Source organism: Paraburkholderia sp. CNPSo 3076, from assembly GCF_026343935.1.
Lineage (GTDB): Bacteria > Pseudomonadota > Gammaproteobacteria > Burkholderiales > Burkholderiaceae > Paraburkholderia > Paraburkholderia nodosa.
Genome location: NZ_JAPMAL010000039.1, coordinates 14,945 through 39,518, shown reverse-complemented (window position 1 = coordinate 39,518; position 24,574 = coordinate 14,945). Strand labels below are relative to the sequence as shown.

Annotated in this window: 22 protein-coding genes; 7 read left to right on the top strand and 15 right to left on the bottom strand. The window is 65.4% G+C overall.

The genetic code is table 11. The features are described from left to right. Positions 1 to 67: 67 nt before the first annotated feature. The 6 genes from M3A49_RS34655 to M3A49_RS34630 all read left to right on the top strand — a co-directional run bounded on the left by M3A49_RS34655 (position 68) and on the right by M3A49_RS34630 (position 5,213). The gene (locus M3A49_RS34655) at positions 68 to 1,297 is read left to right on the top strand and encodes a GspE/PulE family protein (protein WP_266232945.1); all 1,230 of its coding nucleotides are present in this window, start codon (positions 68 to 70) and stop codon (positions 1,295 to 1,297) included. Further along, positions 1,294 to 2,514, top strand: a complete 1,221-nt coding sequence (locus M3A49_RS34650; RefSeq protein WP_266232925.1) for a type II secretion system F family protein — start codon at positions 1,294 to 1,296, stop codon at positions 2,512 to 2,514. Before M3A49_RS34655 ends, M3A49_RS34650 begins: the two co-directional genes overlap by 4 nt. Positions 2,515 to 2,542: 28 nt before the next feature. Then, positions 2,543 to 3,460, top strand: a complete 918-nt coding sequence (locus M3A49_RS34645; RefSeq protein ID WP_266232924.1) for a prepilin peptidase — start codon at positions 2,543 to 2,545, stop codon at positions 3,458 to 3,460. A gap of 4 nt (positions 3,461 to 3,464) precedes the next feature. Continuing rightward, positions 3,465 to 4,085, top strand: a complete 621-nt coding sequence (gene coaE, locus M3A49_RS34640; protein ID WP_266232923.1) for a dephospho-CoA kinase — start codon at positions 3,465 to 3,467, stop codon at positions 4,083 to 4,085. 128 nt (positions 4,086 to 4,213) lie between these two features. Further along, the gene (gene zapD, locus M3A49_RS34635) at positions 4,214 to 4,969 is read left to right on the top strand and encodes a cell division protein ZapD (protein ID WP_254356868.1); all 756 of its coding nucleotides are present in this window, start codon (positions 4,214 to 4,216) and stop codon (positions 4,967 to 4,969) included. A 49-nt stretch (positions 4,970 to 5,018) separates the two neighbouring features. Next, positions 5,019 to 5,213: a DNA gyrase inhibitor YacG gene (locus M3A49_RS34630; protein WP_028207803.1), complete on the top strand. Its 195-nt coding sequence runs from the start codon at positions 5,019 to 5,021 to the stop codon at positions 5,211 to 5,213. A gap of 90 nt (positions 5,214 to 5,303) precedes the next feature. Here M3A49_RS34630 and mutT read toward each other — a convergent pair whose 3' ends face one another. The 4 genes from mutT to secA all read right to left on the bottom strand — a co-directional run bounded on the left by mutT (position 5,304) and on the right by secA (position 10,788). Beyond that, positions 5,304 to 5,735 (bottom strand): 8-oxo-dGTP diphosphatase MutT, encoded by a 432-nt coding sequence (mutT, locus tag M3A49_RS34625; protein ID WP_254356869.1) that lies wholly within the window; start codon positions 5,733 to 5,735, stop codon positions 5,304 to 5,306. Beyond that, entirely contained in the window at positions 5,732 to 6,604 is an 873-nt protein-coding gene (locus M3A49_RS34620; RefSeq protein WP_266232922.1) for an ATP-binding protein, read from the bottom strand. The genes mutT and M3A49_RS34620 overlap by 4 nt, the downstream gene beginning before the upstream one ends. Before the next feature lie 19 nt (positions 6,605 to 6,623). Beyond that, positions 6,624 to 7,865: a bifunctional glutamate N-acetyltransferase/amino-acid acetyltransferase ArgJ gene (gene argJ, locus M3A49_RS34615; protein ID WP_266232921.1), complete on the bottom strand. Its 1,242-nt coding sequence runs from the start codon at positions 7,863 to 7,865 to the stop codon at positions 6,624 to 6,626. A 118-nt stretch (positions 7,866 to 7,983) separates the two neighbouring features. Next, entirely contained in the window at positions 7,984 to 10,788 is a 2,805-nt protein-coding gene (gene secA, locus M3A49_RS34610) for a preprotein translocase subunit SecA (protein WP_266232920.1), read from the bottom strand. A gap of 384 nt (positions 10,789 to 11,172) precedes the next feature. On the opposite strand from secA, the gene M3A49_RS34605 reads away from it, so the two are divergent. After that, on the top strand, positions 11,173 to 11,646 hold the full coding sequence (locus M3A49_RS34605; RefSeq protein ID WP_254356872.1) for a DUF721 domain-containing protein: 474 nt from the start codon (positions 11,173 to 11,175) through the stop codon (positions 11,644 to 11,646). 101 nt (positions 11,647 to 11,747) lie between these two features. On the opposite strand, the gene lpxC is transcribed toward M3A49_RS34605, so the two are convergent. The 11 genes from lpxC to mraY all read right to left on the bottom strand — a co-directional run bounded on the left by lpxC (position 11,748) and on the right by mraY (position 24,560). After that, positions 11,748 to 12,665, bottom strand: a complete 918-nt coding sequence (lpxC, locus tag M3A49_RS34600; protein ID WP_028207797.1) for a UDP-3-O-acyl-N-acetylglucosamine deacetylase — start codon at positions 12,663 to 12,665, stop codon at positions 11,748 to 11,750. A 259-nt stretch (positions 12,666 to 12,924) separates the two neighbouring features. Next, complete coding sequence (locus tag M3A49_RS34595; RefSeq protein ID WP_266232919.1) at positions 12,925 to 13,434, bottom strand: peroxiredoxin; 510 nt, start codon at positions 13,432 to 13,434, stop codon at positions 12,925 to 12,927. 265 nt (positions 13,435 to 13,699) lie between these two features. Beyond that, positions 13,700 to 14,902 carry a cell division protein FtsZ gene (ftsZ, locus tag M3A49_RS34590; protein ID WP_028207795.1) on the bottom strand — a complete coding sequence of 401 codons (1,203 nt, stop codon included), beginning with the start codon at positions 14,900 to 14,902 and terminating at the stop codon, positions 13,700 to 13,702. A gap of 142 nt (positions 14,903 to 15,044) precedes the next feature. After that, positions 15,045 to 16,277 carry a cell division protein FtsA gene (ftsA, locus tag M3A49_RS34585; protein WP_028207794.1) on the bottom strand — a complete coding sequence of 411 codons (1,233 nt, stop codon included), beginning with the start codon at positions 16,275 to 16,277 and terminating at the stop codon, positions 15,045 to 15,047. A gap of 27 nt (positions 16,278 to 16,304) precedes the next feature. Next, a complete protein-coding gene (locus M3A49_RS34580) occupies positions 16,305 to 17,060 on the bottom strand; it encodes a cell division protein FtsQ/DivIB (protein ID WP_266232918.1) in 756 nt (251 codons plus the stop codon). Positions 17,061 to 17,120: 60 nt separating this feature from the next. Further along, complete coding sequence (locus M3A49_RS34575) at positions 17,121 to 18,074, bottom strand: D-alanine--D-alanine ligase (protein WP_266232917.1); 954 nt, start codon at positions 18,072 to 18,074, stop codon at positions 17,121 to 17,123. 5 nt (positions 18,075 to 18,079) lie between these two features. Further along, entirely contained in the window at positions 18,080 to 19,474 is a 1,395-nt protein-coding gene (gene murC, locus M3A49_RS34570) for a UDP-N-acetylmuramate--L-alanine ligase (protein WP_028207791.1), read from the bottom strand. Continuing rightward, positions 19,471 to 20,586: an undecaprenyldiphospho-muramoylpentapeptide beta-N-acetylglucosaminyltransferase gene (gene murG, locus M3A49_RS34565; protein WP_266232916.1), complete on the bottom strand. Its 1,116-nt coding sequence runs from the start codon at positions 20,584 to 20,586 to the stop codon at positions 19,471 to 19,473. Before murG ends, murC begins: the two co-directional genes overlap by 4 nt. Continuing rightward, positions 20,583 to 21,848, bottom strand: coding sequence for a putative lipid II flippase FtsW (gene ftsW, locus M3A49_RS34560; protein ID WP_266232915.1), 1,266 nt, complete (start codon positions 21,846 to 21,848; stop codon positions 20,583 to 20,585). Before ftsW ends, murG begins: the two co-directional genes overlap by 4 nt. Beyond that, on the bottom strand, positions 21,845 to 23,362 hold the full coding sequence (gene murD, locus M3A49_RS34555; protein ID WP_266232914.1) for a UDP-N-acetylmuramoyl-L-alanine--D-glutamate ligase: 1,518 nt from the start codon (positions 23,360 to 23,362) through the stop codon (positions 21,845 to 21,847). Before murD ends, ftsW begins: the two co-directional genes overlap by 4 nt. Before the next feature lie 28 nt (positions 23,363 to 23,390). After that, the gene (mraY, locus tag M3A49_RS34550) at positions 23,391 to 24,560 is read right to left on the bottom strand and encodes a phospho-N-acetylmuramoyl-pentapeptide-transferase (protein WP_254356877.1); all 1,170 of its coding nucleotides are present in this window, start codon (positions 24,558 to 24,560) and stop codon (positions 23,391 to 23,393) included. Positions 24,561 to 24,574: the final 14 nt, after the last annotated feature.

Sequence of the window (24,574 nt, the reverse complement as noted above, 5' to 3'; positions counted from 1 at the left end):
CGGCATGCCGATGCTTTCTACTCCTTATCGTGCGCGCCCTTTCGCCACCGTGGCTTCCGAAGGCGGTATGGGCGGCGGAGCAACAGCGCGCCCCCCTGCGCCTGTCTCTGCACCGCAGCTCGACGACGCACCCGCCGTTCGCCTGCTCTCCGAAACGCTGCACGAAGCCGCGCGACGCAACGCCTCCGATCTACACGTCGAGCCGATGGAACACGGCTGGCGCGTGCGTCTGCGCATCGACGGCGTGCTGCACGAAATGGCGCGACCGCCTGCGCATCTGCGCGATGCGTTCGTCACGCGCATCAAGGTGCTCGCGCGCATGGACATCGCCGAGCGGCGCATTCCGCAGGACGGCAGGCTGCGGCTTGCGCCCTCGGCTGCGTCCCGCGCCGCCGAGGACTATCGCGTGAATTCGCTGCCGACGCTTCACGGCGAAAAGCTCGTGTTGCGCAGGCTCGAAGCACTTCCGGCCGATCTGTCGCTTGCCGAACTCGGGCTCGATGAAGCGCAACGGCGCACAGTAGCCGAAGCGATCAGCGCGCCGCATGGTCTTGTCCTTGTCACGGGCCCCACCGGCAGCGGCAAGACGCTCTCGCTCTACTGTTTCCTGCAAAGGCTCAACGGCACGGCGCGCAATCTCTGCTCGGTGGAAGATCCCGCCGAAATCCAGCTCGCGGGCATCAATCAGGTCAACGTGCGCGAGAAGGCCGGGCTCACCTTTGCGGTGGCACTGCGTGCGCTGCTGCGCCAGGACCCGGACGTCATCATGATCGGCGAAATTCGCGACGAAGAAACCGCCAGCGTGGCCGTCAAGGCCGCGCAGACCGGCCATCTCGTCCTCTCGACCGTGCACACGAACGACGCCAGCGCGGCCTGCGCACGGCTCGTCGACATCGGCGTCGAACCGTACAACCTGGCGGGCTCGCTGCGGCTCGTCACGGCGCAACGTCTCGTGCGGCGGCTATGTCCGCAATGCCGCGTGCGCGGCGAAGCTTCGCCGGCGGCGCTCGTCGCGGCGGGACTGCACACGCACGACGGTGACATGACGCAGCCTTATGTCGCGCGTGGCTGCGACGCTTGCCACGGCATTGGCTATCGCGGCCGCGTGGGGATACACGAGGTCTTGCCGATCTCGGAGACCCTACGCGACCTGATCGTCACAGGGCGCGGCGCGCACGAAATCGCTCGCGAAGCTCGCAGATGCGGTGTGGCAACCTTGCGCGACGCCGCGCTCGCACGCGTGCGCGACGGCACCACGAGTCTCGCCGAAGCGCTTGCCGCAACGGAGGCGCCATGAGCACCGGGCGCGCCCATCGCGGCCCATCCGAGTGGCGCTTCGCGTGGCGCGGTCTCGACGCATCGGGCGCGACGAAGCGTGGCACGGTGATCGCGCTCGACGCCACGGCTGTGCGCGTCGCGCTCAAGCGCGAGCGCATCACCGTGCTCGCCATCGAGCGCAGATCGAACGCGGGCGCGCCCAGGGCGAGCCACACGGACGTCACGCGTTTTACACGTCAGCTCGCGAGCCTCCTGCGTGCCGGCCTGCCGCTTGCGAACGCGCTCGAACTGCTCGCGCTCTCGCCGGGGCCGAACGGCATGCCGCGCATTGCCTCGGCGCTCGCGCGCGACATCGCCGGCGGCCTGCGCTTTGCCGACTCGCTTGCGCAACATCCGGCGCGCTTCAACGCGCTGTATTGCCAGCTCGTCGCCGTTGGCGAAGCCTCGGGTGCGCTCGCCGCCGTACTCGGGCGCCTCGCCGACGACCGCGAGCGTGCCGCGGCGCAGCGCGCCAAAGTGCGCGCAGCGCTCAGCTACCCTGTCGCGGTGCTGCTGCTCGCGTTCGTCATTACGGCGGCGTTGCTGGTCTGGGTCGTGCCCACGTTCAAACAGATCTTCGAAGGCTTCGGCGCCGCACTGCCCGCGCCCACGCAGTTCGTGCTGATGCTCTCGGCGGGCGCCGCGCGCTGGAGCGTGCCGGCCGCCGTAGCCGCAGCCACCGCCACGCTCGCCCTGCAAGCGGCTTTGCGCCGCTCGGAAGCCGCACGCCTCGCGTTCGGACGCACGCTGCTGAAGCTCCCGCTTTGCGGCGCGCTGCTCACCACGCTGTGCGCCGCCCGCTGGAGCCGCGCGCTCGGCACGCTGCTCGCCGCCGGCACGCCACTCGCCGACGCCTTCGATTCGCTCGCGCACGCAAGCGGCAACGCATTCTTCGATCGCGCGAGCGCAGGCATTAGCGAGCGCCTGCGGCACGGCGAGCGGCTCGCCGCAGCCATGCGCGCGGCGGGATGCTTTCCGGCCGATGTGGTTCAGCCCGTTGCAGTCGCGGAAGAATCGGGCGCGCTCGACGAGATGTTGCTCGATGTGGCCTCGCTCGCCGACCGTCAGGTCGACGAAAAGATCGCGCTCGTGTCGAGCCTGTGCGAGCCGCTCGTGATCGTCGTACTCGGTGCGCTGGTCGGCGGCCTCGTTGTTGCGATGTATCTTCCCATCATTCAACTGGGCAACGTGGTGTAGCATCGCTGCCAGATTCCGGTTCCGTCTCATGCCCGTCCAACTTCTTTCCGCCCCCGACACCGCAACGCCGCTCGCAGCCGCTCTCGCCGGTCTGCCCTTCGGCGTGCTCATGGTCTTCACCACTGTGTTCGGGCTCGTCATCGGCAGCTTCCTGAACGTCGTCGTGCACCGGCTGCCGATCATGCTGGAGCGCGCGTGGCGCGCCGATGTGGCCGACGCGATTGGCACGCCCGGTCCACTCTTCGAACAAGACGGGCTGCCCGCGCGCTACAACCTCTGGGTCCCACGCAGCGCGTGCCCGCACTGCGGCCACGTCTTGCGCGCCTGGGAAAACATTCCGGTGCTCAGTTGGGTCGCGCTGCGCGGGCGTTGCTCGCACTGTCATGCGCACGTGAGCGTGCGCTACCCGCTCATCGAAATCGCGAGCGCGGCTTGCGCGGCCGGCGCATTGCTCGCCTTCGGGCCCACCGGCAAGGCGCTCGCCGCCTTCGTGCTGTGCACCGCGCTCATCGCCGCGAGCGCTATCGACCTCGAACACCAGATGCTGCATGACGAAATTACGCAGCCGTTACTGTGGGCCGGGTTGCTGGTCAATTTTGCCGGCACCTTCGTCACGCTGCGCGAAGCGGTGATCGGTGCGGTCGCGGGTTATCTGGCGCTCTGGTGCGTCTATTGGGTCTTCAAGCTGTTGCGTGGCGTAGAAGGCATGGGCCACGGCGATTTCAAACTGCTCGCCGCGCTCGGCGCGTGGCTCGGGTGGAGCGCGCTGCCGCAGATCGTCGTGATCGCCGCAGTGGCCGGCGCGCTCGTCGGCATCGTCGCTACGTTGACGGGACGCATGCGTTTCGAAGAGCCGCTGCCGTTCGGCCCGTATCTGGCCGCTGGCGCACTCGTCACCTTGTTTGCGGGCACACCGCTGTATGGCGTATTTGCGTGGGGGAACTGATCAAATGTTCGCGGTCGGATTGACGGGTGGCATCGGCAGCGGCAAGTCCACGGTCGCGGATGGCTTTGCCGCGCGCGGCGTGATGATCGTCGACACCGATCTCATCGCGCATCGCATTACCGCGCCTCACGGCGTCGCGATGGCGCAGATCGCCGCGGAATTCGGCCCTGAATTCGTCGCGCCGGACGGCTCGATGGACCGCGCGCGCATGCGCACGCTCGTGTTCGGGGACGAGTCCGCGCGCAAGCGGCTCGAGGCCATCACGCACCCACTGATCCGCTCCGAGACCGAACGCGAAACGCGAGAGGCCAGTGGGCCTTACGTGATCGTGGTCGTGCCCTTGCTCGTAGAGTCGGGCACCTGGAAGACGCGCGTTGATCGCGTGCTCACCGTCGATTGCAGCGTGGAAACGCAGATCAACCGCGTCATGCGCCGCAATGGCTTCACACGCGAGCAGGTGCTCGCGATCATCGCGCGGCAGGCCACGCGCGAGGCGCGCCTTGCGGCCGCCGACAACGTGGTGGTGAACGACAACGGTGCGACGCTCGAAACGCTCGACCAGGACGTCGACGCATTGCATCAGACGTATCTCAAGCTCGCTGCCGCAAAGGCCAGCAACGCATAAAAGGCGCCATGCGCGCGCGATTAGCGGGTCACATCGGCAAAGCCCCGGGCCAGCGCGATTGCGACCGTAGTCGCACGGCATTAGAATGTCCTGCAATCCGTCACCTACCACGCCCGAGGCGAGCGCGCTTGATTCTTTACGAGTATCCCTTCAACGAGCGAATCCGGACGCTGCTGCGCCTCGAAGACCTGTTCGAGCGCTTCACGTTTTTCCTGACCCAGGAGGATCCGAGGGAACATCACGTCGCGCTCACGACGCTCTTCGAAATCGCCGAAGTCGCAGGCCGCGCCGACCTGAAGTCGGATCTCATGAAGGAACTCGAGCGGCAGCGCCAAACGCTCGCGCCGTTCCGCGGCAATCCCGGCATCGAGCAAAATGCGCTCGAAACCGTGCTGGGCGAAATCGAGCAAACGCTCGCCGGCCTCACGCAGATGCAAGGCAAGACGGGCCAGCATCTGATGGATAACGAGTGGCTCACGAGCATCCGCAGCCGCGCGATCATTCCTGGCGGCACCTGCAAGTTCGATCTGCCGTCGTATTACGCGTGGCAGCAGTTGCACGCCGATCAGCGCCGTCAGGACATCGCGAAATGGGTCACACCGCTGCTGCCGCTGCGCGACGCCGCCGCCATCGTGCTGCGCCTCGCGCGCGAGTCGGGCCAGGCGTCGAAGGTGATGGCGATGCAGGGCAGCTATCAGCAAATGCTGTCGGGCCGCGCCTATCAGCTCATGCAAGTACGGGTGGCACCGGAATTGCGCATGATTCCTGAAGCGAGCGCGAACAAGTACATGCTGTGGGTGCGCTTCACCGTGCAGGATGGCGATTTGCGTCCGCGAGCCGTCGATCAGGACGTGCCGTTCCAGCTCACACTGTGCAGCCTCTGAAAGCAAACGCGCCGCCACGCCAGACTCAACGCAACCAACGTTCTATCGCATGACCACTGTCGTCAAATGTCCGACCTGCGGCAAGGAAGTCCGCTGGGTCCCGGAAAACCGCTTCCGGCCGTTCTGCTCCGAGCGTTGCAAGCAAATGGATCTCGGCGCATGGGCAGCCGAAAAGTACCGCATTGGCGGCGCCGACGACGAAACGCCGCCGGAAGACGCGCCGCCCACGGATACGCGCCAGTAAGCGAGCGCCGCGACGCGCTCGCGCCAGACGAAAAAAGACCGCTGTGCATCACGCACAGCGGTCTTTTGCGTCGTGGTGTCTCGTAGGGTGTCACTCCGCGGCGAGCCACTCCAGCACAGGAATCGTCGCGGGCAAGAGCGGCTCGACGCTCGCCGGCAGCGACTGCCAGACAAACGCCTGACCTTCGCGGCCATGCGGCTCGCCGGTCCACTCGGTCACCTTGCAGAAGTAGAGCCTCACATAGGCGTGCGGGTAATCGTGTTCGAGCGTGTGCCACAGGTGACACGCCTTCACGTCGATGCCCAGTTCCTCGTGCAATTCGCGCGCGAGTGCCGCTTCGACGGTCTCGCCCGCTTCCAGCTTGCCGCCCGGAAACTCCCAATAGCCGGCATACGGCTTGCCTTCGGGGCGCTGCGCGAGCAGGTAGCGGCCATCGGGCTGCACCAGCACGCCCACCGCGACTTCCGTCACCGGGCGTGTCTTTCCGGAAGCATCGTTTGCGGCGTTGGCCTCGGCGCTCATGCCTCTTGCGCCTTCTTGCCCGACCAGTCGCGTGCAAACTGCCACGCCACGCGGCCAGAGCGCGAGCCGCGCTCCAGCGCCCACACAAGTGCCTCGCCGCGCGCCGATTCGACTTCGGCGTCGTCGCAGCCGAAATGGCGCAGCCAGTGGCCGACGATCGTCAGATAGTCGTCCTGCTTGAACGGATAGAAGCTCACCCAAAGGCCGAAGCGCTCGGACAGCGAGATCTTCTCTTCCACCACTTCGCCCGGATGAATCTCGCCGTCGGGCATGTGCTTGTACGTCTCGTTGTCGCTCATGTACTCGGGCAGCAGATGGCGCCGGTTCGAGGTCGCGTAGATCAGGACGTTGTCCGACTGCGCGGCCACCGAACCGTCCAGCGCCACCTTCAGCGCCTTGTAGCCCGATTCGCCTTCCTCGAACGAGAGGTCGTCGCAGAACACGACGAAGCGCTCGGGGCGCGTCGAGATGAGATCGACGATATCGCCGAGGTCATGCAGATCGTCCTTGTCGACTTCGATCAGGCGCAGGCCCTCTTGCGCGTACGCGTTCAGGCAGGCCTTGATCAGCGACGACTTGCCGGTGCCGCGCGCACCGGTGAGCAGCACGTTGTTCGCGGGCTTCTTCTGCACGAACTGGCGCGTGTTGCGGTCGATGAGATCTTTCTGCCGGTCGATGTTCTGCAGGTCGTCGAGCGAGATCAGCGAAATCGCGGGCACCGGCTGCAGGAAGCCGCGCCCCTGGCGCTTGCGCCAGCGAAACGCAACGGCCGCGTTCCAGTCGATATCAGGTGCCGTCGGCGGCAGCACGGCTTCGAGGCGGCCGAGCAGCGCTTCGGCGCGGGTCAGAAACTGTTCGAGCTTGTCCATGTGGTGAAGGCGCTTGAAATCAGGAGCGGTAATCGGCGTTGATGCTCACGTAGTCGTGCGAGAGGTCGCAGGTCCAGATCGTGGCCTGCGCGTCGCCGCGGCCGAGCAGCACGCGAATCAGGATCTCGCTCTTCTTCATGACGCGCTGACCGTCTTCTTCGCGGTAAGCCGGGTTGCGTCCGCCCGCTTTCGCCACGAGCACATCGTCGAGATACAGGTCGATCTTGTCGACGTCGAGGTCCGCCACGCCGGCATAGCCGATCGCGGCGAGGATACGGCCGAGGTTGGGGTCCGATGCGTAGAACGCCGTCTTCACGAGCGGCGAATGGCCGATCGCATAGGCGATCTGGCGGCACTCGGCCACATCCTTGCCGCCTTCCACCTGCACGGTCATGAACTTGGTCGCGCCTTCGCCGTCGCGCACGATGAGCTGCGAGAGTTCCTGGGCGACGGCCGTCACGGCGTCGCGCAGCGCGGCGTAGGCAGGCGTGTCAGTCGAGGTGATCGCGGGCAGGCTCGACTTGCCCGAGGCGATCATGATGAACGAGTCGTTGGTCGAGGTGTCGCCGTCGATGGTGACGCAATTGAACGAGCGGTCGGCCACGTACTTCACGAGCTCGTCGAGCACGGGCTGAGCAACGTTCGCGTCGAAGGCCAGGAAGCCGAGCATGGTTGCCATGTTCGGCTTGATCATGCCCGCGCCCTTGCTGATACCCGTGAACGTGATGGTGTGGCCGTCGACCGTGACCTGACGCGACACGGCCTTCGGCAGCGTGTCGGTCGTCATGATGGCCTGCGCGGCGTCATACCAGTTCGCGGTCTTGCGGTTCTCCAGCGCGGCGGGAAGGCCCGCCTTCAAACGGTCGATGGGCAGCGGCTCGAGAATCACGCCGGTCGAGAACGGCAGCACCTGCGAAGACTCGAGGCCGGCAAGGCGCGCGAGTTCATCGCAGGTCTCGCGTGCGTGTTTCATGCCCGGCTCGCCGGTGCCCGCGTTCGCGTTGCCGGTGTTCACCACCAGCGCGCGAATACCCTTGCCGCCCGCGCGCACCTTCGCGAGATGTTCGCGGCACACCGTCACCGGCGCAGCACAGAAGCGGTTCAACGTGAATACGCCGGCCACGCTCGCGCCTTCGTCGACAGAAATCACCAGGACGTCCTTGCGATTGGGCTTGCGGATGTTGGCTTCCGCCCAGCCGAGCGTCACGCCGGCGACCGAATGAAGTTGAGCGGGATCAATCGAGGGGAAATTGACAGCCATGGTGGCGACCTGTCGAAAAGGCAATGCCGGCGAGGGCTGGAGCCTGGCCGGCATCGGGATTCAAAACGCAAGGCCCGCCTGGAAAAGCGGGCCACCGGAATCTACGTTCAAGCCTGCGTCACGCGATCTTGCCGTGACACTGCTTGTACTTCTTGCCGCTGCCGCACGGGCACGGATCGTTGCGGCCCACCTTCGGCAGCTCGCTGCCCACCGGCGGCGTATGGCTCATGGCCGCGCCCACCATCGCGGCGGCGGCGTCGGCGGCCACCGGTGCGGCAGCCGCGGGAGCCGGCGCTGCGTCGGCTTCGGCGAACTCGGCATGGCGGAACTCGACGTTCTCGACATGATGGCCCTGCTCTTCGATCTGCTCGGCCGCCTGTTCGAGCTGCTCCGGCGACTGGATCTGCACGTTCATCACGATACGCGTGACTTCGAGCTTCACGGCTTCGAGCATCGCGGCGAACAGTTCGAACGCCTCGCGCTTGTACTCCTGCTTCGGGTTCTTCTGCGCATAACCGCGCAGATGGATGCCCTGGCGCAGATGGTCGAGCGCCGCGAGGTGCTCGCGCCAGCTGCGGTCGAGCGTTTGCAGCATGACCGAGCGCTCGAACGCGCTGAACGATTCGCGGCCCACGAGCGCGACCTTCTGCTCGTACGCTTCGTCGCCGGCGGCGAGCACGGCTTCGAGAATTTCATCGGCGTCGATCGACGACGACTCGTTGATCATCTCCTGGATCGCGAGGTCGAGCTGCCATTCGTTGCGCAGCACTTCTTCGAGCTCGGGCACGTCCCACTGCTCTTCGATACTGCCGTGCGCCACGAACTGACGCACGATGTCGGTGATCACGCCATGACGCATCGCGCCGATCGTTTCGGTGATGTCATGCGCTTCGAGCAGTTCGTTGCGCTGCTGGTAGATCACCTTGCGCTGGTCGTTCGAGACGTCGTCGTACTCGAGCAGCTGCTTGCGGATGTCGAAGTTGCGCGCTTCGACCTTGCGCTGCGCCGACTCGATCGAACGCGTGACGATACCCGCCTCGATCGCCTCGCCTTCCGGCATCTTCAGGCGGTCCATGATCGCGCGCACGCGGTCGCCCGCGAAAATGCGCAGGAGCGGGTCTTCGAGCGAGAGATAGAAACGCGACGAGCCCGGGTCGCCCTGACGGCCCGCACGGCCGCGCAGCTGGTTGTCGATCCGGCGCGACTCGTGACGCTCGGTGCCGATGATGTGCAGACCGCCAGCGGCCTTCACCCGATCGTGCAGCGTCTGCCACTCGTCGCTCAGTTGCTGGATGCGGCGCGCCTTTTCGTCAGCGGGGATGGCGTCGTCGGCCTCGATGAACGCCGACTGCTTTTCGACGTTGCCGCCCAGCACGATGTCGGTACCGCGGCCCGCCATGTTGGTGGCGATGGTGACGCGCTGCGGACGACCGGCTTCGGCAACGATCGCGGCTTCACGCGCGTGCTGCTTCGCGTTGAGCACTTCGTGCGGCAAACCGGCCTTCGTGAGCAGGTCCGAGAGAAGCTCGGAGTTTTCGATCGAGGTCGTGCCGACCAGCACCGGCTGACCACGCTCGTAGCAGTCGCGGATGTCGCGAATCACGGCGTCGTAGCGTTCCTTCGCCGTCTTGTAGATCTGGTCCTGCTTGTCGATCCGCTTGGGCGGGCGGTTCGTCGGGACCACGACCGTTTCGAGACCGTAGATCTCGTTGAATTCGTACGCTTCGGTGTCGGCCGTACCCGTCATGCCCGAGAGCTTCGCGTACATGCGGAAATAGTTCTGGAACGTGATCGAGGCGAGCGTCTGGTTCTCGCTCTGAATCTTCACGTGCTCCTTCGCTTCCACGGCCTGGTGCAGGCCGTCCGACCAACGGCGCCCGGCCATCAGACGGCCGGTGAATTCGTCGACGATGATGACTTCGCCGTTCTGCACCACGTAATGCTGGTCCTTGTAGAACAGCGTGTGGGCGCGCAGCGCGGCGTACACGTGGTGCATCAGCGTGATGTTCTGCGGTGCGTAGAGGCTTTCGCCCGGTCCGATCAGCCCCCACTCGGCGAGCATGCGCTCGGCTTTCTCGTGGCCCGATTCCGTGAGGAACACCTGGCGCGCCTTTTCGTCGAGCGTGTAGTCGCCCGGCTTTTCCACGCCCGTCCCGTCGGCCTTCTCTTCGCCGATCTGCTGCTCGAGCAGCGGCGGCAACGCGTTCATGCGCACGTAGAGTTCGGTGTGGTCTTCGGCCTGGCCCGAGATGATGAGCGGCGTGCGCGCTTCGTCGATCAGGATCGAGTCCACCTCGTCGACCACGGCGAAGTTCAGCGCACGCTGCACGCGCGCCTCGGTCTCGTAGACCATGTTGTCGCGCAGGTAGTCGAAGCCGAACTCGTTGTTCGTGCCGTAGGTGATGTCCGCCGCGTACGCTTCCTGCTTCATCGCATGGTCCATCTGCGACAGGTTGATGCCGACGGACAGACCCAGGAAGTTGTAGAGGCGCGCCATCCATTCGGCGTCGCGCTGCGCGAGGTAGTCGTTCACCGTCACGACGTGCACACCGCGGCCCGACAGCGCATTCAGGTACACGGGCAGCGTGGCGACGAGCGTTTTGCCTTCGCCGGTGCGCATTTCAGCGATCTTGCCGTAATGCAGCACCATGCCGCCGATCAGCTGCACGTCGAAGTGGCGCATCTTCAGCACGCGCTTGCTCGCCTCGCGGCAAACGGCGAACGCCTCGGGCAGCAGCTCGTCGAGCGACGTGCCATTGGCCACGCGCTCGCGGAACTCGACCGTCTTCGCGCGCAGCTGCTCGTCGGTGTACTGCTCGATCTTCGGTTCGAGCGCGTTGATCGCCGCGACCGTCTTCTGATATTGCTTGATCAGGCGCTGATTGCGGCTGCCAAAGATTTTCTGTAAGAAACCGGTGGTCATCGGATCGGTGTCTGCGTCGCGGCTTCGGCCGGGATTCCTGAGGGTGGGTTCAGCGGGTTGTGCAGGGTGTGCACTACGCATCCGGACCGGAGGGACCTCGGCGGCTTTAGCCCAAAATGGTGGATTCGAATCGGGCATTTTAGCACGCGCCCTCTCACCCGCCTGTGTCAGCGCGAAGACGGCTCTGGCGTGCGCGGTGCCCGCACGGACGCCTTCCCACCGTGCGGCGAAGGGCCGCGATGCGGCCCTGGCCGAATGGCCTGAAGGCGCTTGGATGAGCGGTGCGCAGGCTACAATGACGGCATCGCAGTCCCGTAGTGCGTCGGGCTTCCCGCGTTCAGCAACGAGACGCCGCCCCTGCGCGCTAGCCCATCCTTACGCCACATGAGCCGTTTCTCGCCGTTTTCAAGGTCCAGGGGACCACGCGCCCCCCAGCCGCTCGCCGAAGTGCTGAGCCGCACGGACGCGTTCGCGCCGCTGCGCGCCGGCGTCGAGCAGATCGCGGCGATCCAGCGCGACCTGAACGCACTGCTGCCCGACTATCTCGCGGCTAGCGTCGAGCCCGGCTTCATCAAGGACGGCACGTTGGCCCTTTTCACTGCGCACAACGCGCTCGCCGCGCGGTTGCGGCATCTGGAGCCGCGCCTCGTGGCCGACCTTCAGGCGCGCGGCTGGGCGTTGAACAGCGTGCGCATCCGCGTGCGCCCCCAAGCCGTGAAAGATCCCGCGCCGCCCAAGCAGGCGCGCATGACGCCGGCTGGCGCGGCAGCGCTCCAGGCGCTGAGCGAAACGCTGGAGGCCTCGCCGCTGCAGGCAGCCCTCGCGAAGATGGCGGCGCGCCACACGAAAAAGCGCTAATCCGGCGCGCCCAAATCTCACGAAACTGCGCAACGAAACCGCGCAAAAAGAAAAAAGGCAGCTTGAAGCTGCCTTTTTTACTGGCGTATCGCGCTCGAAACTCAGGCGAATGCCGTCTGCGCCTCGTAGCCGAAGCCGCGCGGCGCCTTCTGCGGATCGTCGAACGTGACGATCTCGTAAGCGTCCTCATTCGCGAGCAGCTCGCGCAGCAGCGCGTTGTTCAGGCCGTGGCCCGACTTGTAGGCGTCGTACGCCGCCAGCAGCGGATGGCCGACCACGTAGAGGTCGCCGATCGCATCGAGCATCTTGTGCTTCACGAACTCGTCGTCGTAGCGCAGGCCGTCGTTGTTCAGAATGCGGTACTCGTCCAGCACGATGGCGTTGTCCATGCTGCCGCCGCGCGCGAGGCCCAGCTCACGCATCATCTCGACTTCGTGTGCGAAGCCGAACGTGCGGGCGCGCGCGATTTCGCGCACGTACGAGGTATTCGCGAAGTCCACTTCGAGCGCCTGGCCCGTCTTGTCGACGGCCGGGTGGCGGAAGTCGATCGTGAACTTGAGCTTGAAGCCGAAATAAGGCTCGAGACGTGCGAACTTGTCGCCGTCGCGGATCTCCACCGGCTTCTTGACCTTGATGAACTTCTTCGGAGCGTTCTGCTCCTCAATACCCGCCGACTGGATCAGGAACACGAACGAAGCCGCGCTGCCGTCCATGATCGGAATTTCCTCGGCGGTCACATCCACATAGAGGTTGTCGATGCCAAGGCCTGCGCAGGCGGACATGAGGTGCTCGATCGTCGAGACACGTGCGCCGTCTTTCTGCAGCACCGAGGCCAGGCGCGTATCGCCAATCGCCATCGCCGATGCGGGGATATCCACCGGCGTCGGCAAATCCACGCGCGAAAACACGATGCCCGTGTTCGGCGCCGCCGGACGGAGCGTCAGGTCGACCTTGCGCCCCGAGTGCAGGCCAATGCCGACTGTCTTCACGATTGATTTGATGGTTCGCTGCTTCAACATGGTCTTCTTGCTCATTGAAAATCCCAATCGGGACTTTTTAATTCATAGCACGAATTATACTCCAGTTGCGCCGAGTCCGTCGTTTTCACCTGCGTGACAAACTGTTTCCCCGTGTTACCCACCAGGGATGGAGCGCGGGCCGATGCCCGGAACGGAGGCGTTCCCGGGGTGATCGGCCCGCTTGGCTCACGTAATCACCTGTCACATTTATGTCGCAGGTGCGCGTTGCATCAGGGCAACGCCGCGCCCGCGAACGCGCTCATGCGTGGGTCAACGTGGCAAGTATGCTCGCAGCATCGCTTACTTCGAACTTGCCGGGTGCTTCGACGTGCAGCGTCTTGACCACGCCGTCGTCGACCACCATCGCATAGCGCTGGGAGCGGATTCCCATGCCACGCGCCGACAAATCCTGCTCCAGTCCGAGTGCACGAGTCAACGCTGCGCTGCCGTCGGCCATCATGCGTACCTTGCCCGAGGTACGCTGATCGCGTCCCCACGCGCCCATGACGAACGCGTCGTTGACGGACACGCACCAGACCTCGTCGACACCGGCCGCGCGCAGCGCGTCGAAGTGTTCGACGTAACCCGGCACGTGCTTCGCGGAGCACGTGGGCGTGAATGCGCCCGGCAATCCGAAGATCACCACGCGCTTGCCCGCCGCTTCCTTTTGCACGTCGAAGCTGTTAGGCCCCAGCGTGCAACCCTCGCGCGCGTCTTCGACGAACTCGAAGATGGTCGCTTCGGGCAGCGTTTCACCCTGTTTGATCATGACTCGTCCTTCGCAACGATGCGCAAGCGTGTCGCGCTGGCGTCGTGCAATGTTGGGCAACGATGTACTCCAAGGTTACACAGGTTCGTTGGGCGACACCGCGCCTGTCCCCCACGCTCAACGCGTGGCGGGCAACCGTCCCTGCCGCGCATCCTCGCGGATGCGGCCTTGCTGGTCCTGCTCGCCTTCATTGCTACGCAGCGCGCGCTCTCTGTCTGCGGGCGAGGGCAACGCGTGCCCTGCCGCAGTCAGATCGGCTCGCGCGTCAGTCCGCCTGCTTGCGCAGGAACGCCGGGATATCGTACGTGTCGACGCCCTTCTCCTGCAGCGCCTGCACGTGCGAAGCCGCGGTGTCGCGCGACGTGCGCCACACTGCCGGCGTGTCGAGCGCGCCGTAGTCGGCCGTATTGCCGTGGCCGCTGTGCTGCGGTGCGTACGAACCCGCCGGAGCCGGGATCGGCTGGTTGTCCGTGCCCGTGCGCAGCAGTTGCATCGGCGCGGCTTGCTGCTTCTTCGCAGCACGGCCGAGGCCCGTTGCCACCACCGTCACGCGCAGCGCGTCGCCCATCGCGTCGTCGTACACCGCACCGAAGATCACCGTCGCATCTTCCGCAGCGTAGCTCTTGATGGTGTTCATCACTTCGCGCGTTTCCGACAGACGCAGCGAACGGCTCGACGTGATGTTGACCAGCACGCCGCGCGCACCCGACAGATCGACGCCTTCGAGCAGCGGGCTCGCCACGGCCTGTTCTGCCGCGAGGCGTGCGCGATCGACGCCGGCAACCGTCGCCGTGCCCATCATCGCCTTGCCCTGCTCGCCCATCACCGTCTTCACGTCTTCAAAGTCGACGTTCACGAGACCGTCGACGTTGATGATTTCGGCGATGCCTGCAACGGCGTTGTTCAGAACGTCGTCCGCGCACTGGAAGCACTTGTCCATCTCGGCGTCATCGCCCATCACGTCGAACAGCTTGTCGTTCAGGACGACGATCAGCGAGTCGACGTGATCCTCCAGTTGCTGCGAGCCGGCTTCCGCCACGCGCATACGCTTGCCGCCTTCGAACTCGAACGGCTTGCTCACCACGCCAACGGTGAGAATGCCCATTTCCTTGGCGATCTGCGCGACGACCGGGGCTGCACCCGTGCCGGTGCCGCCGCCCATGCCGGCCGTGATGAACACCATGTGCGCGCCGCGCAGTGCGTCGGCGATGCGCTCACGGGCTTCTTCTGCTGCCGCGCGGCCCATCTCCGGCTTCGCACCGGCGCCAAGGCCCGTGTTGCCGAGCTGAATCACGGCCGATGCACGCGAGCGCGAGAGCGCCTGTGCGTCCGTGTTCATCACGATGAAATCGACGCCTTGCACGCCGCGGTTAATCATGTGCTGCACGGCATTGCCGCCCGCACCACCAACGCCTACCACCTTGATGATGGTGCCGTTGGTTTCCGTTTCCAGCATCTGGAATTCCATGTTGCCTCCGTCAAGAAAAAGATTCCGCTCCTCGGCCGTTATCCAGTGGAAGATCGGGCAACCTTCCACTGCGCGCTAGCCGCCGTCACCAGCGCGATTTTTCGAAGCTTGTACTTCGCCTTCTGTCCTGCGACTTCTGTACTTAGAAGCTGCCGAGGAACCAGTCCTTCATGCGTGAAAAGACCTGGCCCATCGACCCCGACTGCACTGCAACCTTGCGCCCGCGCATGCGCTGCGAACGGCCTTCGACGAGCAGGCCCATCGCCGTCGAGTAGCGCGGATTGCGCACCACGTCGGCCAGACCGCCCGCGTATTCCGGCACGCCGATGCGCACCGGCTTCAGGAAGATGTCCTCGCCCAGTTCCACCATGCCCGGCATCATCGCGGCGCCACCCGTGAGCACGACACCCGAGCTCAGCAGTTCTTCGTAGCCCGACTCGCGCACCACCTGCTGCACGAGCGAGAAAAGCTCTTCCACGCGCGGCTCGATCACGGCGGCGAGCGCCTGGCGCGACAGCGTGCGCGGACCGCGCTCGCCCAGACCCGGCACTTCGATCATCTCGTCCGGATCGGCGAGGGCCTGCTTCGCGATGCCGTAGCTCACCTTGATATCTTCCGCGTCGGGCGTGGGTGTGCGCAGCGCCATGGCGATGTCGCTCGTCACCTGGTCGCCCGCGATCGGAATCACCGCGGTATGGCGAATCGCGCCTTCGCTGAAGATCGCGATGTCGGTCGTGCCGCCGCCGACATCGACGAGCACCACGCCCAGTTCCTTCTCGTCCTCGGTCAGCACCGCCAGCGACGAAGCGAGCGGCTGCAGAATGAGGTCGTTCACTTCGAGGCCGCAGCGGCGCACGCACTTCACGATGTTCTGCGCCGCGCTCACCGCGCCCGTCACGATATGCACCTTCACTTCCAGACGGATGCCGCTCATACCGATCGGCTCGCGCACATCTTCCTGGCCGTCGATGATGAATTCCTGCGTGAGGATATGCAGCACCTGCTGGTCGGTCGGGATGTTGATCGCCTTCGCCGTTTCGATCACGCGCGCGACGTCTGCCTGCGTGACTTCCTTCTCCTTGATGGCGACCATGCCGCTCGAGTTGAAGCTGCGAATGTGGCTGCCCGCAATGCCGGTGAATACGTTAGTGATCTTGCAGTCGGCCATGAGTTCCGCTTCTTCGAGCGCTCTCTGGATAGACTGCACCGTGGCCTCGATGTTCACCACCACGCCTTTCTTGAGACCTTTCGATTCGCTCTGGCCGAGACCGATCACTTCGTAGTGGCCCTCGCCCTTCAATTCGGCGACGACGGCCACCACCTTCGACGTCCCGATGTCGAGGCTGACCAGCAGATCCTTATAGTCTTTACTCATATCGCGCTCGTTGCGTGTGATGTTCTGTTACTTCTTGCCCGGAGCGGGCGTGTCACTGATGAAGCGCATGCCGGCCGCCCTTATCGCAAACCCGTTCGGATAACGCAAGTCCGCGTATTCGATCTCTTTGCCCCAACGTTGCGTCACCGCCGACCATGCCGCGATGAGGCGGTGCGATCGCTCGCTCATTGTGTCGGCGTTACGCTCGCGGCCCAGCTCCACCTGCATGCCGTTCGAGAGCTTCACCGTCCACGCGTAACGCGGCGAGAGCGTCACCTCGTCGGGCGTGAGCCCGAGCGGCGCGAACCACTTCTCCAGGTCGCGGTAGCGCGCGACCACTTCGGGCGCGGTGCCGTCGGGGCCATCGAACGCGGGCAACTCTTCGTCGAGTTCGCCCTGATTCGCCGTGAACAGTTCGCCGTCCGTGCTCACGAGCTGATCGCTGCCCCACGTGCCCAGTGGTTTGTACTCTTCGAGCGTGACAGCCAGCGCGTTGGGCCACACGCGGCGCACGCTCGCGTGACGCACCCACGGCATCTGCTCGAACGCGGCGCGCGCCGTATCGAGATCGACCGTGAAGAAGTTGCCCTTCAGCCGGCCGACCACGCTCGCACGCACGGTGGGCGAGTTGATGTGCTCGGTATCGCCCTCGATGCGGATCTCTCGCAGCGCGAAGTTCGGGCGCTGCACGAGCCAGTAACAGCCAGCCGCCAGCAGCGCGAGCGCGAGCAGCGCGTGCAACGCGTTGGCGGCAAGGTTGAGCTGGCGTACGTTATTCCACATTTCGAGATTGTCGGTTCAATTCCGGTTCGGCAATTCGTCGGTCAGAGATTAATCAGGGGTTCAATCTTTTAGCGTGAGTGCCAGCACGCGCACCACGAGATCGCGATACTCGATGCCTACCGAGCGCGCGGCCTTCGGCGGCAGCGAGTGATCGGTCATGCCCGGCGCCGTGTTCACTTCGAGGAAGTACGCGTTGCCTGCCCGGTCCATCATGAAATCGGCGCGGCCCCAGTCGGTGCAGCCGAGCACGTCGAACGCGCGGCGCGCGAGCTTCTTCAGTTCCGCTTCCTTCTCCGGCGCGACGCCACAGGGAATCAGATACTGCGTCGTGTCGAGGATGTACTTCGCGTCGTAGTCGTAGAACTCACCCGCCGGCACGATCTTGATGATCGGCAGATCGAGGTCGCCAGCGATACACGCGGTGTACTCGCCGCCGCCTTCGATGCTCTTTTCCACCAGCACGATCTTGTCGAACCTCGCGGCTTCTTCGAGCGCCGGCACGAGTTGGCTTTCCGCCTTCACCTTGATCACGGCCACGCTCGAGCCTTCGCTCGCGGGCTTGACGAAAAGCGGCAGGCCTAGCTTCGCGAGGATCTGCGGCGCGCGCGCCGCGTAGTCGTCGCCGCGCAGCACCGCTTCGAACGGCGGCGTGGGAATGCCGAGCTGCTGCCAAACGAGCTTGCTGCGGAACTTGTCGAGCCCGAGCGCGGAGCCGAGCACGCCCGTGCCCGTATAGCGAATGCCGTAGAAGTCGAGCGCGCCCTGGATCTGCCCGTTCTCGCCGTAGCCGCCGTGCAGCGCGTTGAACGCGCGCACGAAACCTTCGTCCTTGAGCGCCGAAAGCGGGCGTTCTGACGGGTCGAACGGATGCGCGTCGATGCCGACGCTTTGCAGCGCCTGCAGCACCAGCGTGCCCGACTTGAGCGATACCTCGCGCTCGGCGGACACGCCGCCGTACAACACGGCCACCTTGCCGAACTGCTTCGGGTCGAACTTCGGATCGATACTGCTCATGTCGCTCACGCCTTCTGTTCCTGGGCTGCGATCCGGCCCGGCACACCGCCGATCGAACCCGCGCCCATCGTAATCACCACATCGCCGTCGCGCACCACGGCTGCAAGCGCCTCCGGCACTTCATCCACGGTCTCGACGAACACCGGCTCGACCTTGCCCGCCACGCGAATCGCGCGAGCGAGCGCGCGGCCATCCGCTGCGACGATCGGCGCTTCGCCAGCCGCATAGACATCGGTCAGCACGAGCGCGTCGACGGTCGACAGCACCCGCACGAAGTCTTCGAAACAGTCGCGCGTACGCGTATAGCGGTGCGGCTGGAACGCCAGCACGAGTCGGCGCTCGGGAAACGCGCCGCGCGCCGCTGCGATCGTCGCGGCCATTTCCACCGGGTGATGGCCATAGTCGTCGATCAACGTCCAGGCGCCGCCGCCGTTGACGGGAATCTCGCCATAGCGCTGAAAACGACGGCCCACGCCGTTGAATTCCGCGAGCGCGCGTTGAATATCGGCGTCCTTCACTTCGAGTTCGGTCGCGATCGCAATCGCGGCGAGCGCGTTCTGCACGTTGTGCGTGCCCGGCAAATTCAGCACGATGTCGAGCGACGGCGCGTCTTCACGCATCACCGTGAAGTGCATCTTGCCTTCGCGCGCGATCACGTTCACCGCGCGCACCTGCGCGTCGGACGCGAAGCCGTAACGGATGATCGGCTTCGAGACGAACGGCAGAATCTCCTTCACGTTCGGGTCGTCCACGCACAGCACCGCAATGCCATAGAACGGCAGCCGATGCGTGAACTCGATGAACGCCTGTTTCAGGCGCGCGAAATCGTGCCCGTAGGTGTCCATGTGATCGGCGTCGATGTTCGTAATGACTTCGATCACCGGGAACAGGTTCAGGAACGATGCGTCGGATTCGTCGGCTTCCGCCACGATGAAGTCGCCCGTGCCGAGGCGCGCGTTCGCGCCCGCACTGATCAGGCGCCCGCCGATCACGAAAGTCGGATCGAGCCCGCCCGCGGCCAGCACGCTCGCCACGAGCGAGGTCGTGGTGGTCTTGCCGTGCGTGCCTGCGATCGCGATGCCCTGCTTCAGACGCATCAGTTCCGCGAGCATCACGGCGCGCGGCACGATGGGAATGCGGCGATGGCGTGCCGCGAGCACTTCGGGGTTGTCGCTGCGCACCGCGGTCGAAACGACCACGGCATTCGCGCCTTCGATGTTCTCTTCGGCATGGCCGATCGCGATGCGCGCGCCGAGCGCGGCGAGTCGATCGGTGACTGCGTTCTTCGCGAGGTCCGAGCCGCTTACCTGATAGCCGAGGTTGACGAGCACTTCGGCGATGCCGCTCATGCCCGCGCCGCCGATGCCAACGAAATGGATATGTTTGACGATGTGTTTCATTGCTTTCCTCCCGCACTTACGCCCGCACTTACGCCCGCCACGGCCGCGCAGATGCGCGCGACCTGATCGGCGGCGTCGGGTTTCGCGAGCGCGCGAGCGCGCCCTGCCATTTCCGCCAGCGATGTTCTGGTCTGATGCCGCAACCAGTCGGCGAGCCCTTCCGCCGTCAGGTCGCGTTGCTGCACCACGAGTGCTGCGTCCTTGTCGGCAAGGAACGCGGCGTTGGTGGTCTGGTGGTCGTCCACGGCGTAGGGGAACGGCACGAAGCATGCCGCCACGCCCACGGCCGCGATTTCGGCCACCGTCATTGCGCCCGAACGGCAGACCACGAGGTCCGCGTTCCGGTAGGCGCTCGCCATGTCGTCGATGAACGGCACGAGTTGCACCGTGTCATTCAGTTCGAGTCCGGCGTCGAGATAGTTTTGACGCAAGACGTCGATGTGCTTTGCGCCTGCCTGATGCACGATGTGCGGACGCTCTTCCGGCGCAAGCAGCGACAGCGCGCGCGGCACCACTTCGTTGAGCGCCGTGGCGCCGAGACTGCCACCCACCACGAGCACGCGCAGCGGACCGCTGCGCGCGGCGTAGCGCGCCGCCGGCGCGTCGACGTGTTCGAGCGCTTCGCGGATCGGGTTGCCGGTCCACTCGGCATTCGGCAAGGCGCCCGGAAACGCCACGAGCACGCGCCTGGCCAGCTTCGCGAGCACCTTGTTCGCGAGGCCTGCAATCGAATTCTGTTCATGCAGCACAAGCGGGCGGCCCGAAAGCGCGCTCATCACGCCCGCCGGGAACGTGATGTAGCCGCCCATGCCGAGCACGACGTCGGGCTTCACGCGGCGCAGCGCCGCGAGGCTCTGCGTGCAGGCGCGCAGCAGGTTCAGCGGCAGCATCAGCTTGGTCTTGATGCCTTTGCCGCGCACGCCGCCAAAGCGCACGTATTCCATCGTGATGCCGTGCTTCGGCACGAGCGTCGCTTCCATGCCTGCGGGATTGCCGAGCCACACCACGCGCCAGCCCCACTGCTCCATTCGATGCGCGACGGCGAGCCCTGGGAACACGTGCCCCCCGGTGCCGCCGGCCATCACCATGAGCGTGCGCGTCGCTGCGGTCATACCTTGCCTCCGCGCATCAGGACCCGGTTCTCGTAATCCACACGCAACAGCAGCGCCACCGCGACGCAGTTCAGCAAGATGCCCGAGCCGCCATAGCTCACGAGCGGCAGCGTGAGACCCTTGGTCGGCAGCAGACCCAGATTCACGCCCATGTTGATGAAGGCCTGCGCGCCGAACCACACGCCGAGACCCTTGGCGACGAGGCCCGCGAACGTGCGGTCGAGCGCGAGCGCCTGGCGGCCGATCTCGAACGAGCGGCGCACGATCCAGTAGAACAGCAGGATCACGACGAGCACGCCGACGAAACCGAGTTCCTCGCCGATCACGGCGAGAATGAAGTCGGTGTGTGCTTCCGGCAGATAGTTGAGCTTCTCGACGCTGCCGCCCAGACCCACGCCGAACCACTCGCCGCGACCGAACGCGATGAGCGAGTGCGTGAGCTGGTACGCCTTGCCCTGCGCGTAGCGGTCGTCCCACGGATCGAGGTACGCGAAGATCCGCTCGCGGCGCCACGGCGACGCCCATACGAGCAGCGTAAAGGTGCCCACTGCCGTGGCCACGAGGCCGCCGAACAGCTTGCCGTTCACGCCGCCGAGGAACAGCACGCCCATGGCGATCGCGGCGATCACCATGAACGCGCCCATGTCGGGCTCGAGCAGCAGCAGCGCGCCGACCACGCCCACGGCGAATGCCATCGGCAGGAAGCCTTTCGCGAAGCTGTGCATGTATTCCTGCTTGCGCACGGTGTAGTTCGCCGCGTAAATCGTCACGGCGAGCTTCATGATTTCCGACGGCTGCATGTTCGTGACGCCGAGCGGAATCCAGCGCCGCGCGCCGTTCACGCCCTTGCCGATGTGCGGAATCAGCACGACCACGAGCATGGCGAGCGCGATCAGAAAGAGCTTCGGCGCGTAGCGGTCCCACGTGGAAACGGGAATGCGGAACGTCACGAGCGCCGCGACCGTGGCGATCACGAGCGAAACGATGTGGCGCACGAGGAACGCCCAGTCGCGGTACGAGGCGTACTTGGGCGAATCGGGCATGGCGATCGAGGCCGAGTAGACCATCACCACGCCAAGACCGAGCAGCGCGATCACGGCCCACAGGAGCGAGTGGTCGTAGTCGAGCATGCGCGAGCGGCCGGGACGCACGCCGTTGACGACGCTCGCAAGACCGCCCGAGCGCGCGCCGGCGCCCGACGAACCGCCGGCCTGACCGTCTTCGCGCGAGAGGCGCGCACCGAATCGCTCGGACCAGCTCATATCATCGTCCCCCGTTCTGCGGCGATTTCTTCTACGGTGTCGTGGAACACAGCCGCGCGATGGGCGTAGTTGCGGAACATGTCGAGGCTCGCACAAGCGGGCGAAAGCAGCACGACGTCGCCGGGTTGCGCGAGCGCCGCCGCCGCGCGCGTGGCTTCTTCGAGCGTCGCGTGGTCGCTCATCGCGATGCCGGTTTCTTCGAGCGCCGCGCGGATCTTCGACGCGTCGCGGCCGATCAGCATCACGGCACGGCACCAGCGTGCAACCGGCGCGACGAGCGGATCGAAGTCCTGGCCCTTGCCGTCGCCGCCCGCGATCAGCACCGCGCGCTGCGCGAGGCCGTCGAGCGCCGCAACCGTCGCGCCCACGTTCGTGCCCTTGCTGTCATCCACGTAGTCGATGCCGTCGATCGATGCGATCAGCTCCACGCGATGCGGCTCGCCGCGATACTCGCGCAGGCCGTGCAGAAGCGGTGCGGGCGCCAGGTCGATCGCGCGCGTGAGCGCGAACGCCGCGAGCGCGTTGGCCGCATTGTGCAGACCGCGAATACGCAGGGCGTCGGCGGGCATGAGGCGCTTCATGCCGAGGTTTACGGGCGCCGCTTCCTGCTGCTTGCGGCGACGCGGGGACACAGGCACGTCGGCCGCATCGAGATCGTGGGCCTGCACGAGCCACTGCATGCCGTTCTCGCGCAACAGACCCAGGTCGCCGTCGTTCTCGGGTTCGTTCAGGCCGAAGGTCACGACTTTCGCGTTGCCACTCGCCTTCACGCTCGCGAGCGACATGACGCGGGCGTCGTCGCGGTTGAGCACGCGCGTCGTGCGCGGCCCGAAAATGCGGCCCTTCGCGGCCGCATAGGCGTCGAGGCCGCCGTGCCAGTCGAGATGGTCCTGCGTGATGTTGAGGACCGCCGCGGCGTCCGGCTCGAACGTGTGCGCCGTCTCCAGCTGGAAGCTCGACAGTTCGAGCACCCAGACGTCGGGCAGCGCGGTGTTGTCGATGGCTTCGGCGAGCTTGTCGAGCATGGCCGGGCTGATGTTGCCCGCCACCGCGACGCGCTTGCCCGCGCGCTCGCAAAGCATGCCTGTGAGGCTCGTCGTGGTGGTCTTGCCGTTCGTGCCGGTGATGGCGAGCACCTTCGGTGCGTAGCCGCTCTCGCCAAGATGGCGCAGCGCTTGTGCGAAGAGTTCGAGCTCGCCCCACACTTCGAGGCCGCGCTCGCGGGCCGCCGCGATCAGCGGCACGAGATCTTCGGCGAGCGGCGAGAGGCCCGGGCTGATCGCGACGAGTTCCACGCCGTCGAGCAGCGCCGTCGTGAACGGACCGCCTACGAAATCGGCGTCGATGCCGCGCGCGGCGAGTTCGGGAAGATTGGGCGGCGCTGCACGCGAATCGGCAATGCGCAGGCGGCAACCATGCCGCGCGCACCAGCGCGCCATCGCGAGACCCGATTCCCCGAGTCCCAGCACGAGCACCATCGGCTTTTGCCGATCCCGAAACTTCTCGCCAAACATCGCTTGCTTCCCTTGCTTACTTAGAGGCTCAACGCAGCTTGAGCGTGGACAGACCGATCAGACACAGCATCAGCGTGATAACCCAGAAACGCACGACAACCTGCGTTTCCTTCCAGCCGGACAGCTCGAAATGGTGATGCAGCGGCGCCATCTTGAAGATGCGGCGCCCTTCGCCGTAACGCTTTTTCGTGTACTTGAACCAGGTGACCTGCAGCATCACGGAGAGCGTCTCTGCAACGAAGATGCCGCCCATGATGAAAAGCACGATTTCCTGACGCACGATCACCGCGATGGTTCCCAGCGCGCCGCCGAGCGCGAGCGCGCCCACGTCGCCCATGAACACCTGGGCCGGGTACGTGTTGAACCAGAGGAACGCGAGCCCTGCCCCGCCCATCGCCGAACAGAAGATGAGCAGTTCGCCGGCTCCGGCAATGTGCGGAAAGAGCAGATACTTCGAGTAGACCGAGCTGCCCATCACATAGGCGAACACGCCGAGCGACGCGCCGACCAGCACGACGGGCATGATCACTAGACCGTCGAGGCCATCGGTGAGGTTCACGGCGTTGCTCGCGCCGACGATCACGAAATACGTGAGTGCGATGAAGCCCCACACGCCGAGCGGATAACTCATCGACTTGAGGAACGGCAGCAGCAAGTCGGCGCGCGCGGGCAGGCCCATCGACAGGCCGCTACGCACCCACGCCATGAAGAGATCGAACACGCGCACGTTGCTCGCTTCGGAGACGCTGAACGCGAGGTACACCGCAGCGAACAGACCGATCACCGACTGCCAGAAGTACTTCTCGCGCGAAGACATGCCGCGCGGGTCCTTGTAGACGACCTTGCGATAGTCGTCGACCCAGCCGATCGCGCCAAAGCCGAACGTGACGAGCATCACGATCCAGATGAAGCGGTTCGTGAGGTCGCCCCACAGCAAGGTGGAAACCGCGATGCCGAGCAGAATGAGCACGCCGCCCATGGTGGGCGTGCCGGACTTCACGAGGTGAGTTTGCGGGCCGTCCGTACGCACGGCCTGGCCGACCTTCATTGCGGTGAGCTTGCGGATCACCCACGGGCCGAGAAAAAGCCCGATCGCCATCGCGGTGATGGTGGCCATCACCGCACGGAACGTCAGATAACTGAACACGCGCAAGAAGCTTGCGTCATTCTGCAGCCATTGCGCCAGCGCCAGTAGCATGCCTTGTATTCCTT